Raw genomic sequence first — 12,351 nt, forward strand, 5'->3', positions numbered from 1 at the left:
CCGTGGGAGCGGCAGTGGGGACTGGTGGAAGTGCAAGCGTGCCTTCGGGACTGAGGAAGAAGGCGCCGGTTCGACTGGAACAGGTGTCCGAACTGCGTGGTTTGGCCCTGACACTCGGCTTCGATCTGAGTCGGACACCTCGAGAAGAATTACCTTCGGCGCTTGTCCGCATCAGCATCGCTTTGCGGCAGCAGTTCGAGCAGGCGAAGGAAGTGCCGTACCTCAGCGCGGCAGTGCGGTTCGCGGAGGGCGCCGTTTCCGCGATCTCGCACGATCACCCGGACCGGGGCATGGCGTTGGCCAATCTCCGGGTCGTTCTGCAAAGCCGGTTCGACCAGGCCCGCGTTCTGGACGATCTGGATTTGGCGGTGTGGGCAGGCGTCGAGGCTATCGCCGCCACCTCGGCCGACCACCCCTTTCGGGCCCGACGCCTGAGCGGCCTCGGCGAGACGCTCACGTCGAGGTACGAGTGGACACACGTGCCAGCGGACCTGGACGCGGCGATCGAGATCACCCGGGAAGCGGTGTCGTGCGCTTCGACCGATGGACCGGACCGCGCCTTGACCTTGTCCGACGTGGGCGCGGCACTGCTGCTCAGGTTCGAGCGGACACAACTGCCCGCAGACCTCGACGGTGCCGTGCAGGCCCTCGAAAGCGCGGTGTCGGCCACGACCACCGACCTCAACCGAGCCAGGCGGCTGGCCAGGCTGGGCATCGCATTGCGCATGAGGTTCGCCCGAACCGGAGCGCTGGCGGAACTGGACGCGGCAGTCGACGCCTGCCTGCGGGCGACTGCGGCGGATCCGGACGACGACATCGCCCAGTCCGCCCTCGGCACCGCCCTCCACAGCAGGTTCGAGCGGAGAGGGGCGCTGGCGGATCTCGACCTGGCGGTTCACGCGCACCGGAAGGCGGTGGCTATCACCTCGCCCGGTGACCTGGATCGGCCCGCGTGGCTGTCCAACCTCGGCATCGCCCTTCGGACGCGGTTCAATCGGCTCGGTGCAGTGGAGGACCTGGACGAGGCAGTGGACGCCAACGGGGAAGCGGTGGCGACTACCCAGCCCCACGACCCGCTCCGGGCGGCGTGGCTGTCCAACCACGCCGACACTCTGCGCACCCGGTTCGAACGCACGGGAACGGCCGAGGACACGACGGACCTGGACGCCGCCGTGGAGGTCGGCCACGAGGCGGTCGCAGCCCACCCCGCCGGTGCCCCCGACCGTGCCCCGGCCTGCTCCAACCTCGGCAACGCCCTGCTGATCCGCTACCAGTTGCGGGAGCTGGAGGCCGATCTGAAGTCGGCCGTCGAGAACCTGCGGAAGTCGGTGGCGGCCACCGCCGATGGCCACCCCGCCCGCGCCACCCGGCTGTCGAACCTGGGCAAGGCGCTGTGGATCCAACACCAGCGGACCGGAACGCGGGCAGATCTGGAACTCGCGGTCGCCACGTACGCCGAAGCCGCCACCTTGGAAACCGCGGCACCGTCGGTGCGCATCCGGGCAACTCGGGTCGCGAGCACGCTGGCGGCGGCCGCACAGCCCGCTCTGGCGGCGGACCTCCTGCGACGAGCGGTGCTCCTGCTACCCGAGGTGACGCCGCGGCAGATAGTCCCCCCGGATCAGCGGTACGCGCTGACCTCGGCGCTGTCAGGACTGTCCGGGCTGGCAGCCGACGCGGCCGCGCTGACCCTGTCTGATCCCTCGCTCGCGCCGGAGAGCCGGGCAAGCCTCGCCCTGCGCTTCGCGGAGGCGGGCCGTGCGGTGTTGCTGAGCCAGGCGTTGGAGGTTCGCAGCGATCTCTCCGACCTGGCCGATCGCCATCCGCTGTTGGCCGAGCGCTTGACCCGGATTCGCGTGCTCCTCGACCAAGACCCCGGTGTGGGCCCCGGATCGCCGGTGGACGCCGCCCGAACCGCGGGCGACCGACTGCGGTTGGCCGATGAATTGGCCGAGGTGCTGGACGAGATCCGTGCGCAGCAAGGCTTCGACTCCTTCGGTCGGCCGCTGTCGGAAGGCGATCTGCTCGGGCAGGCCGAAGACGGACCACTTGTCGTATTCAACATCAGCTTCCACCGCAGCGACGCGCTGCTGGTGACACCGACAGGCGTCACCAGCCTGCCGCTGCCCGACCTGGGCCACCACACCCTGGTCGAGCAGATTCGAACGTTCTACGAAGCGCTGGGCACCGCAGGGGACGGGATGGCCACAGAGGCGGACCGGAAGTCCGCACAACACACCCTCAACGGGATCCTGCAATGGCTTTGGGACTGCGCCGCTGGTCCCGTCCTACACGCGCTCGGTCACCACGCCGGCCACGAAGATGGCGAGTGGCCGAGGGTGTGGTGGATCCCCGGCGGGCTGCTGGCGTTGCTCCCGATCCATGCGGCCGGTCACCACAGCGACCCACCGGGGCCGGGCGCACGCTCCGTCATCGACCGCGTCATCTCCTCCTACACGCCGACGATCGCCGCACTGCGCCATGCACGCCGCACCACAGCCCTGCCACGTGTCCCCGACTCGGCGCTGATCGTCGCGATGCCCGTCACGCCAGGACTTCCTGGTAACGGACGCCTTCGTCACGTAGGCGGCGAGGCCGCCAACCTGGCCAAGCTGGTCGCCCGCTCGATCATGCTCGTGGAACCCGATCCGCTGGACCTGGTCGCCGCGGCCGACGACAGCCTGCCTCTCCTGGCCACGGTGCTGTCCCATCTGGAGAAATGCCCGATCGCGCACTTCGCGTGCCACGGAACGCACGACCCGCACAACCCCTCCAACAGCCGCCTCCTGCTGCACGACCACGCCACCGCACCGCTCACCGTCGCGGCGCTGTCGCCACTGCACCTCGACCAGGCTCAACTCGCCTACCTGTCAGCGTGCGAAACCGCCATCAGCACCAACAGTCAACTGGTCGACGAGGCCATTCACCTGGCATCAGCCTTCCAACTCGCCGGCTACCGGCATGTGATCGGCACCCTCTGGACGATCAACGACAGCAGTGCCGCACGCGTCGCCAACGCCTTCTACGCGCACCTCACCCGCGCCGGGGCGCCGGACACCAACCGCAGTGCGCACGCGCTGCACCACGCGGTGCGTTCTGCCCGCAACGCCCGCCCTACCGCACCGGTGCTCTGGGCGGCGCACATCCACAGCGGCGCCTGACGGCAGCCGAGGTCGGTCGCTCAGCGGGCAGTCCACAGCCAAGCCCGAGCCTGGAAGGTCTTCACCACGATGTCCGTCGATGCGAAGTCGGCGGGGTCGAGACCCGGCGCGCCTTCACCGACGACATAGCCGTGCAGGCGGTCCGACACCATCGCCGCGACGGCGATGTCCGGACGCTCAGCAAGCGCCCGCCGCAGGGGTTGGCTGTCCAGGAGCCGTCCGATGGTGAGCGCGACCTCCCCCGTTACCTTTTTCGTAGTTCCTGATCAAGGAGCTGTGGTCACCAGGCCCGGCATGACTAACGCCCCCAGTCGCAGGCATGATCCGGGGGGTGGTGTCACCGGGCCTGGTGGCATCGAGGGACCGCTGATAGGGACATGGCCACCACTGGGTAGGTCTCGTCGTAACGTGGGTGCCGGCGCTCGATGCCTGACCGGTGACCACGTCGCGGCGAACGAACGGCAGGGTGGATGAGCAGCAGCTTCAGCGTGTTTCTCGGCCTGGACGTCGGCAAGGACGCCCATCACGCGGTCGGTCTGGACCCGGAAGGGAAGCGGCTGCATGACGCGCCGCTGCCCAACAGCGAACCGAAGCTGCGGGCCTTGTTCGAGAAACTCGCCCGGCACGGCACGCTGCTGGTCGTGGTCGACCAACCGGCCACCATCGGGGCGTTGCCGGTCGCGGTTGCCCGCGCCGCGGGCCATCAGGTGGCCTATCTGCCCGGTCTGGCGATGCGCCGCATCGCCGACCTCTACCCCGGCCGCGCGAAGACTGATGCCCGGGACGCGTTCGTCATCGCCGACGCCGCCCGCTCCCTGCCGCACACGCTGCGGCCGGTCGATGTCGGCGACGAGGCCTTGGCCGCGCTGGAGGTGCTGGTCGGGTTCGACGACGACCTGGCCGGCGAGGCCGCCCGGATCAGCAACCGCATCCGGGGTCTGCTCACCGGCATCCATCCCGCCCTCGAACACGCCATCGGACCGCGGGTCGGCCATCCCGCGGTGCTGGAGATCCTCTCCCGCTGCGGTGGGCCGACGGGGATCGCCAAGGCCGGCCGCCGCAAGCTCACCGCGATCGCGAAGGTCCACGCGCCGCGCATGGGTCAGCGGCTGGTCGAGGCGATCACGACCGCCTTGGGAGAGCAGACTGTCACCGTCCCGGGCACTGCCGCCGCGGACACCGTGCTGCCGCGGCTGGCCGATAGCTTGAAAACGGTTCTCCAGCAATGGAAAACCGTCGCGGAGCAGGTCGAGGGGATACTCGATGCGCACCCTCTTGCCGGAGTCCTGACTTCGATGCCCGGCATCGGGGTCAGGACCGCCGCCCGCATCTTGCTCGAGGTCGGTGACGCCTCGAACTTCAAATCCTCCGCGCATCTGGCGGCCTACGCCGGCATCGCCCCGGTCACCCGCAGCTCCGGCACCAGCATCAAGGGCGAACATCCGGCCCGGACCGGCAACCGTCAGCTCAAACGCGCGTTCTTCCTTGCCGCGTTCGCTGCGTTGTCCGACCCGACCAGCCGCACCTACTACGACCGCAAGAGGGCCGAGGGCAAGAAACACAACGCCGCCCATCTGCCTGGCCCGCCGCCGCTGCGACGTTCTCTACGCCATGCTGCGCAACGGCACCCACTACCGCCATCCCGAACCGGCTCCCGCCCCCGTCGCGGCTTGACAACCACATAGGGACACCCCCCGAACCCGAGGGCGGCTAGGCGGATGCCGGCACCACCTGACCTCAGAACCGCGTCGACAGCCTCAGAGACCGCAGAATCCATCGACAACGCAGCTACCGCCGCGGCGCCCGGTCCTCGCGGACCAGCCGGCTACCAGCACCCTCGCCGACGGTGGTACCACGGCGCTCGGTGCCGACCGTCGTTCTTGACTCCGTGGGTGACGTGATCTGGTGTAGTGAGCGCGGCGAGCTGAGCTATCCGCCGGCCTCCGTCGGCGTAGACGGTGGCCCGCAGCGGCGAGTACTGGCGTCAGCGGGGCCGTGGATCATGCACACGTCACTGCCCGGGCGAGGCGGCCGGGCGCTAGCCCGCATTCAGGTGATGATGGAAGGCGACGACGGCGACGACGCGCTGCTGCTGAGAGCAGCTGTCGGCGCCGATCCGCAGTGGACGATCGAAGGCGACTACGACTAAAAGAACTCCGGGACCCTTCGGCCGATCCGAAGATACATCTCGAAAGGCCGCGGCGACAGCTCGGCGGCGCAGCCCGAGCCCGCCGAGCGCAAACCCTTCCAGTGGAGCGAGTACTCCTGCCGCTACGAAGGTGGCGAACGCATACGCAGCACCAAGAACCTCGGCGGCGCGATCTTCAAGCGCGTGTACGCCGGTACTGAAGGCCACGTCGTGTCCCGCGAGCTCAACTTCCTCATCGAAGAGCGGCTCACCGTCGCCTTCCGCAACGGCTACGTCGAGAAGGACGTCCGGCCCAACGCGGTCGAGCGCAATCCCTGGTTTTGACCAGTGAGGACCCCGCGCGTTCTGAGGCTGATTGTCTCGATCGGTCCGGCTGTCATTCCAACTTCGTCCAGTCCCGCAGCGCACGTAGGATCGCTACCCGCTCGACCGGGGTGGCATCTTTCAGCGCGGCTTCGAGTGTCCGGCGACGACTCGCGGCACGGATCTTGGCCAGCACGCATCGTGTCGTTGCGGTGGTCACCGCCGTGACCGACGTGCCGATCCACAGCCAGTTCATCCCTGCCGTCCTCCGACCTACTTGGCATCTTCGCTCACGCCGCACTCGCCGTGATTCTCGATGCAACGTTTACGCAGGTCAGCTAGTTATGTGACACCTATTTACATGCAAAGGCGCCCGAATAGGCGACTTTTGTCCGATTATTGCCGTCTCAGCGCGCGAGCTCGCAAACAAGCTCACAGCTTGATCATTTACGTCTGTTTATACTGAGTGCCAATGGCTGCCAGTTGAGAAGACGCGAGGAACGCAATGCCGAAGTGGCGAAAGCCTGAGCTGCCCGACGGACCGCTGCGGGAGCTGAACGACGAGTTGCACCGGCTGCACGCTTACTCCGGTTACCGCAGCACCTATCAGATCGCCGAGTGGTTGAAAGCCCGCGCCGCGACAGAGCCAAACTCCCTCGAGGATTGGACCACGCCCTCCCACACTTACATTCACCGCACGCTGTGCAGTCCCGCACTACCCAACCGTCCGACCATGATCAGCGTTGTTGAAGCGTTCATCGAACTTGGCCAAATCCGAGGCGGGCGGCAGGTCCGCGACAAGGTCGAAATGCTGTGGACCGCAGCCTTCGAGCACCGCCCCCCTGCGTTGCCTGAGCACACCGAGGCCCCGCTTCTGACGGCTGAAACGTCCGTCGCCACTCCCGAAGAGTTAGTCGCTTCCGGCAGCCTGATCGAGGTAGCCGAGGCAGTACCGCCGACCGCCGAGGCCACCTTGACCGGCAGCGAGCTGTTCAGGCCGTCCCTTCCCGCCACCGAAATCCTGGGGGAACGCGTCTCCTCCACTGCCGAGCCGACCTCAGGCCGGCATGCGCTTCGAGAGCAGTTACCGCATCCGGAGTCGGTTCCACCGGGCCCATGCGGGCCTCGTTCTGCGATGCCTAGACCGGGCGGCGGGCGCCCCAGTGAGGAGTTCTGCGTGAAGGCCAGCATCACCGCTCTGCGCTACTGCGCTGATGACAATCCGAAGTTCAGCCGTATGGTGGCCGAGTTGTGGTTTATTAATGTGGAAGATGCGGAAAGAGTCGGATTCCGTCCCCTTCCTTGAGAACTTCGGCCGCACTGCCACGAGATCCGCATCGTCGACAAACCGCTCGCCGTGGCGACGCGCAGACCAATACTGCAACGGCAGTTAGCAGCGTTGTGGTAGATCATCGCTGTGGTGGTCGATGTGGTGATGGATCAGCTGGATCGGGTGCCTGAGCGGATTGCGGGCCGGTTCGCGCGGTCGGAGCCGCGGGCTCGGGCGCGGGAGTATGTGTCCGGGCTGGTCGCAGGGCTGGAGCGGAAGAACGGGTGGATGCTGGCCGAGCAGGCCGGCGAGGTGTCACCGGACGGGATGCAGCGGCTGCTGCCCTGGGCGGACTGGGACGTCGACGGCGTCCGTTCGGATTCACGCTACCGGAGATCCGGCGCCTGCTCACCAAACTCGTCCTGCGTGTCGCCGACGCCGCCGACCATGTCTGGGCCTGGTCCTGCTTCCGTCGGCGGCGACAGCACCAAGCTCGCCTCAGCCACGACAAACGACGCAGCTACCCACTCACTTAACTGCCGTTGCAGTACTAAGCCACGACGTAAGCGTCACTCAGTGGGCTATAGCCGTGCGTGTGCTTACCATGTCGGTGACGTGGCCCTTGGTCAGGTGAGGTTCACCCCGAATGGTGGACAGGGGCTTAAGAGGGTTCAGGCGGCCGTGCGGAGTGACAGCTCGAAGGTGTCGGGACTGAGCATCCCGAGCGAGGAGTGCCGCCGCACACTGTTGTAGAGCTTCATCCAATTGTCAATTGCAGCAACGAGTTCCGACTTCGTCGCGTACACGTGCCGGTAGTACTCCTCGTGCTTGAACGTCGACCAGAACGACTCCGCCGGGCTGTTGTCCCAACAGATCCCAGTCGCGCCCATCGACCGGCGCAGCCCGTGACCGAAACACGCTCGCGCCGTCAGGTGCGCCGTGAACTCCTTGAGTTCAAACGGTCGTTGCAACACCGGCCCGTTCGGTCAAGCGTAGCTGTTTCTCAAACACCTCGGCCGGGGTGCGCCACCCGAGTATTTTGCGGGGCCGATTGTTGAGTGCCAGGGCGACGGCTTCGAGGTCGTCGGCGGTCCATCTCGACAGGTCGGTGCCCTTCGGGAAGTACTGACGCAGCAGCCCGTTCGTGTTCTCGTTGGTGGGTCGCTGCCATGGGGAGTGCGGGTCGGCGAAGAACACCTTCGTGCCGGTCTCGAGCGCGAATTGCGCATGGGCTGACAGCTCCTTGCCTCGGTCCCAGGTAAGGGTTTTGCGCAGCTGCTCGGGTAGCTGGGTCATAGACGCCGTCAAGGCGGCGCTCATCGCGATCGCGCCGTAGCCGCCGAGTGCGGGGCCGTTCTTCACCCGGGGCGTCTCGCCCCACCCGTCCAGTCGTGGCAGGTGCACCAGCAGCGTGCAACGGCTGGCGCGTTCCACGACCGTGCCGATCGCCGACCGGCCAGTGCCGATGATTGGGTCTCCCTCCCAGTGCCCAGCAACGGCACGGTCGTCGGCTTCGGCCGGCCGTTGGCTGATGACCACGTCCGCGGTGACGTGGCCCTGCGGCTTGCTCCGGGACCTCGCGCGTGGCTCACGCAACGCACGTCCGGTTCGCAGGCAGGCGACCAGCTCCCGCTTGAGCGCGCCGCGGCCTTCGATGAACAGGGCCTGGTAGATCGCTTCGTGGCTGATGCGCATGGAGTCATCCTCGGGGAACTCGATCCTGAGACGATGGGCGATCTGCTCCGGGCTCCAGGCCGTCGCCCACCGCCGGTCCTGCCGGTGCGGCTTGTTCAATCCCTTCCACGCAGGCGGTTTGGGCCCGGCGACGGCCGTGCCATCGGGTCGGCGGACGCTGTCGCTCAAGCGCTTCTGGACGTATTCGCGCAGCCGCGGATTCGACACCAGCTTGGCTGTCTTCGGGCGCTTGGCCGCCTGCTGCGCCTTCCACTGCGCCACCGTGGCCCGATATTCCTGTTTGCCGCTGCGTGTTGCGGCGTTACGCCGCAACACGCGCGAGATCGTCCCCGCATCGCGTCCGATGCTGCGGCCGATTTCCCGCACGCCCTTGCCTTGCGCCCGCAACAGCGCGATCTCCTCGCGTTCGGCAAATGACAGATAGCGGCCGGAGGGTTCGTCCAGGCTGATCGGCGGCATGCCGCCAGCATGGCGAAACCACCGCGCCCCGACCGGCCACGACACGCCGACGTGAAGCGCGGCCTCGACCGTCGTGACCCCCGTCGCGATCAGGCGCCAGAACTCCCGCTGCACACCGCGCGAGGGCTCAGGCCGGCCCGGCGACCGCATCGGCGACCGCAACGCCCGGTCCGCCGCCCACTGCCTCCGCGCCCCTTCGGGCACCCGCTCCAGCTTCGTGTTGCCGCCCATCGCACACCTCCGCGATCAAGGTGTTGCGACGACCGGTTGAATTCGCCTTGGACGCCGCGGTCGGAATGAAACACCGCATCGTCGTCGATGAGGCCGCGGGCGGTCGCGAGGTCGATGGCGTCGCAGACGAGGTCGGTGCGCATGTGGCTGGCCATGGCGTGGCCGATGATTTCGCGGGTGTGCAGGTCGATGACGGTGGCCAGGTAGAGCCAGCCTTGGAAGGTGGGCAGGCAGGTGATGTCCCCGACCAGCCGTGTCCCCGGTTTTTCGGCGGTGAAGTTCCGGCGGATCAGATCACCGACCGGGGTGACCGGCCCGGCGGCGGGGCGGGTCAGGGTGCGGCGTTTGCGGCGGGTGATCCCGGCCAGGCCGTGTTCGCGCATCAGCCGCTCGACCCGCTTGTGATTGACGATGTGCCCGCGGCGGTGCAGTTCGGCGGTGATCCGCGGAACACTGTAAGCGCCCCGGTGCTCGGCATGAATCGAGGCGATCAGGGTGACCAGTTCGGCCTCGGCCTCCGCCCGCCGGGCCCGGTCGGCTTCGGCGGCGATCCACTCGTGGAAACCTTGCCGTCGCAGGCCCAGGACCTGGCACAACCGCTTGACACCGAACTCGGTACGGTGTTCGGAGATGAACCGGTAGCGGTAGATCATCGATCCATCTCGCGCGCAAAATAGGCGGCCGCTTTCCGCAGGATCTCCTTCTCTTTCTGCAGCTCAGCGACCTGCCGCCGCAACCGCTCGACTTCACCGGTCACCGCCGGGTCCTCTGCCGGCGGCCCGGCTTCGGCGGCCTGCTTGGCGACGTTGACCCACGAGCGCAGGGTCTCGTGGTTGACCCCGAGTTCGCGGGCGATCTGCCGCAACGGCCGGTCACTCGAGTTCACCAGCTCGACCGCGTCACGACGGAACTGCTCCGGATACTTCGACCTGCGAGACACCAAGACATCCTCCCTCCAGACCACTGTCTGGAATCAAGGTGTCCGGCCCCACGGGGCAACTCCAGATAAACTATGGAGCGTCAATCCGCGGCGGGCGTAACCTTGAGTGAGACCTCTAGAGGAGAAGCGTTGACCGGTGAGTTGATGGTGCCCATGGCGCGGGAGCTGGTATGGGCGCGAGTGATGCGCCCGAAGATCCCGCTAGTCTATCTCGATCTGAACCACATCATCGGGATGGCTAGGGTCCAAACTCAACATCCAGGGGCCGAGGCGATCTACGGCCGCCTGTTCGATTCAGCGCAGCGTGCAGCGTCAGAACAACGCGCAGTATTCCCACTGAGCGAGTCCCACGTCTGGGAAATTGCCAAGATCACTGATCCAAAACAACGAGAAGTCCTCGTCGATGTAGTCGAACCGATCTCTAGGTATCAGTACATGCTCGGCCGAACCACCCTGGCCAACCTTGAGTTCACAGCAGGAATCGCCGCGATTACCGGTGAGTGTGCTGATGTCGTTGGCTACCCGCTCATAAGGCCGACGATTGGCCATGCGTTTGGTTTTGCCGGAGGACTGAAAATTGTCGACAAAGCTGGCGTCGATGCGACTGACGACACTCGGCGAGCCATGGGCGCCGCCGAGTTTGATCGCGAGATGGCAGCCCTGAATCTGGAGTTCGAGCGACACGCCCTCCGCGGGCCAGCCGATGACGAGATCGACGACCTCCGCGAACGCTATGGTTATCGACCGGAAGTCGCTCTAGCGAGCCACGAGAGCCGGGTCGCATTTGAGCGTGAGACCGCCAGACTCCTAGACGAGAATCCGCAGTGGCGCCGCGGACGCCTGCGGGATGTCGTTGGAGCACGGGAGTTCGCGCACGAGTGGCTCGATATGCTCACGCGCATCAAAATGGCACGTATCGAGTCAGGTCAAGCAGCATTCGAACCAACCAGCGAACAGATGCGAAATCTTATGAGTGCAATGCCTCACACTCAGGTAGCAATCAGCATTAAGACGCGGTTTCACCAGAACTCGAGACACGTCTGGAAAGCTAATCATGTGACTGACATCGACGCCATCTCAGCAGCCTACGCATATTGTGATGTTGTTTTTACAGACAAAGAGGTGAGGAATGCACTGCTCGCATCTCGCGAGCTACGGTCATTATCCACGTTCGTGCCACGCCGCGTTGCCGACCTAGCGGACTGGTTGGACAAGCTACCGACCCGCGTCGCACCGGAAATTCTTGTGCCACATCCACCGTCGCCATCGATCTCCTGAAGCAAGGAGCTATCGGTCCACAACCTCAAAGAGACCAGCCACTCACAGGACAATTCAACGGCGGCTTTGATGCCCTCAGGCGACGCTTTGCTCATGACCATCTCCGCAGCTTCCTTCGAAGCCATAAGTAGAGGCCAACGCTAGGTTGAATGCGCCAACCTGCGCAGCTTGATCACCGAGATCACGGTCAACCAAGCACCGCAGATCGTCACCACGACTGCGCCAGCGAACTCAAATCCGCCGAGGACGCGGTTGCCGGAGCTAAGCAGACTCGGAAACCGCACCCACCAGTAGAAGGCGAGGAGCGCAAGAACCACAATACTTCGAAGGATCAAGGTGGGTTTCGACGCCCCATTGGCGTCGCTCGACGCGATGTCCGAGCGGGCGGCTTGCTGGAACTTCTTTGCGCTCGCCTCGAAGGCGGCGTTAGCGCCTCCCTGGATCTTCCACGCCTCGTACGACTCGACGACCGTGCCGTACAGGTCACTGGTCGTCTTGACCCCGACGATTTCGATGTGGGCCAGGGCTTCCAACATCTTGTCGCGTAGCTTCCGGTGATCGTCCGGCGTGTCGCAGCGGGGAATCCGGGCCAAGCAGGCAAAGCCGCGTGCGTAGGCGTCGCGCATGAGTTCTTGGCTTTTCGCGCGCCTAGCTTGGTAAGAGGTAACGATGGGCGCCACCAGGGTGCCCGCGAGGCCGATGCTCGCGCCGAGGAGCGCTCGCTGCGTCCACCGTAACTCCTCCCTGTCACTGAAAGTAGTGACGGTTAGTCGCAGATCAAGTTGCCGACGTTTCACGGAGCTACCGAGATCCACTCGAAAGTGCCGCATCCGCACATCCGTGGGCGCCCTGTAGCCGCGTTCGC

Annotated in this window: 12 protein-coding genes and 2 pseudogenes; 7 read left to right on the top strand and 7 right to left on the bottom strand. The window is 66.0% G+C overall.

Features of this window, described 5'->3' with window-relative positions; translation table 11 throughout:
• Positions 1-38: 38 nt before the first annotated feature.
• Positions 39-3,161: a CHAT domain-containing protein gene (locus ACIA5G_RS33570; RefSeq protein WP_395930549.1), complete on the top strand. Its 3,123-nt coding sequence runs from the start codon at positions 39-41 to the stop codon at positions 3,159-3,161.
• Between the two features lie 20 nt (positions 3,162-3,181).
• On the opposite strand, the gene ACIA5G_RS33575 is transcribed toward ACIA5G_RS33570, so the two are convergent.
• Positions 3,182-3,313: a hypothetical protein gene (locus ACIA5G_RS33575; RefSeq protein WP_395930551.1), complete on the bottom strand. Its 132-nt coding sequence runs from the start codon at positions 3,311-3,313 to the stop codon at positions 3,182-3,184.
• 318 nt (positions 3,314-3,631) lie between these two features.
• On the opposite strand from ACIA5G_RS33575, the pseudogene ACIA5G_RS33580 reads away from it, so the two are divergent.
• The 3 genes and pseudogenes from ACIA5G_RS33580 to ACIA5G_RS33590 all read left to right on the top strand — a co-directional run bounded on the left by ACIA5G_RS33580 (position 3,632) and on the right by ACIA5G_RS33590 (position 5,634).
• Positions 3,632-4,835, top strand: a pseudogene (locus tag ACIA5G_RS33580) (IS110 family transposase).
• Between the two features lie 214 nt (positions 4,836-5,049).
• Positions 5,050-5,310 carry a hypothetical protein gene (locus tag ACIA5G_RS33585; RefSeq protein ID WP_395930553.1) on the top strand — a complete coding sequence of 87 codons (261 nt, stop codon included), beginning with the start codon at positions 5,050-5,052 and terminating at the stop codon, positions 5,308-5,310.
• A gap of 183 nt (positions 5,311-5,493) precedes the next feature.
• Positions 5,494-5,634, top strand: a complete 141-nt coding sequence (locus ACIA5G_RS33590) for a hypothetical protein (RefSeq protein WP_395930555.1) — start codon at positions 5,494-5,496, stop codon at positions 5,632-5,634.
• Positions 5,635-5,686: 52 nt separating this feature from the next.
• Here ACIA5G_RS33590 and ACIA5G_RS33595 read toward each other — a convergent pair whose 3' ends face one another.
• A complete protein-coding gene (locus ACIA5G_RS33595) occupies positions 5,687-5,869 on the bottom strand; it encodes a hypothetical protein (RefSeq protein WP_395930557.1) in 183 nt (60 codons plus the stop codon).
• 249 nt (positions 5,870-6,118) lie between these two features.
• Between ACIA5G_RS33595 and ACIA5G_RS33600 the strand changes: the two genes are divergently transcribed.
• Together ACIA5G_RS33600 and ACIA5G_RS33605 are read left to right on the top strand one after the other, a co-directional pair.
• A complete protein-coding gene (locus ACIA5G_RS33600) occupies positions 6,119-6,919 on the top strand; it encodes a hypothetical protein (RefSeq protein WP_395930559.1) in 801 nt (266 codons plus the stop codon).
• A gap of 111 nt (positions 6,920-7,030) precedes the next feature.
• Positions 7,031-7,270 (top strand): annotated as a pseudogene (locus ACIA5G_RS33605) (IS701 family transposase); the annotation flags it as partial.
• A gap of 284 nt (positions 7,271-7,554) precedes the next feature.
• Here the strand turns inward: ACIA5G_RS33605 and ACIA5G_RS33610 are convergent.
• The 4 genes from ACIA5G_RS33610 to ACIA5G_RS33625 all read right to left on the bottom strand — a co-directional run bounded on the left by ACIA5G_RS33610 (position 7,555) and on the right by ACIA5G_RS33625 (position 10,208).
• Positions 7,555-7,854, bottom strand: a complete 300-nt coding sequence (locus ACIA5G_RS33610) for a transposase (protein ID WP_395930561.1) — start codon at positions 7,852-7,854, stop codon at positions 7,555-7,557.
• On the bottom strand, positions 7,838-9,037 hold the full coding sequence (locus ACIA5G_RS33615; protein WP_395931338.1) for an IS30 family transposase: 1,200 nt from the start codon (positions 9,035-9,037) through the stop codon (positions 7,838-7,840). The genes ACIA5G_RS33610 and ACIA5G_RS33615 overlap by 17 nt, the downstream gene beginning before the upstream one ends.
• 89 nt (positions 9,038-9,126) lie before the next feature.
• Positions 9,127-9,921 carry an IS3 family transposase gene (locus ACIA5G_RS33620; protein WP_395930563.1) on the bottom strand — a complete coding sequence of 265 codons (795 nt, stop codon included), beginning with the start codon at positions 9,919-9,921 and terminating at the stop codon, positions 9,127-9,129.
• Entirely contained in the window at positions 9,918-10,208 is a 291-nt protein-coding gene (locus ACIA5G_RS33625) for a transposase (protein WP_395930565.1), read from the bottom strand. The genes ACIA5G_RS33620 and ACIA5G_RS33625 overlap by 4 nt, the downstream gene beginning before the upstream one ends.
• Positions 10,209-10,337: 129 nt before the next feature.
• Here ACIA5G_RS33625 and ACIA5G_RS33630 point away from each other — a divergent pair, with 129 nt between their 5' ends.
• Positions 10,338-11,486 (top strand): hypothetical protein, encoded by a 1,149-nt coding sequence (locus ACIA5G_RS33630; RefSeq protein WP_395930567.1) that lies wholly within the window; start codon positions 10,338-10,340, stop codon positions 11,484-11,486.
• Between the two features lie 140 nt (positions 11,487-11,626).
• Here the strand turns inward: ACIA5G_RS33630 and ACIA5G_RS33635 are convergent, their stop codons facing one another.
• The gene (locus ACIA5G_RS33635) at positions 11,627-12,112 is read right to left on the bottom strand and encodes a hypothetical protein (RefSeq protein ID WP_395930569.1); all 486 of its coding nucleotides are present in this window, start codon (positions 12,110-12,112) and stop codon (positions 11,627-11,629) included.
• Positions 12,113-12,351 lie beyond the last annotated feature (239 nt).

The organism is Amycolatopsis sp. NPDC051758, assembly GCF_044453095.1.
GTDB lineage: Bacteria > Actinomycetota > Actinomycetes > Mycobacteriales > Pseudonocardiaceae > Amycolatopsis.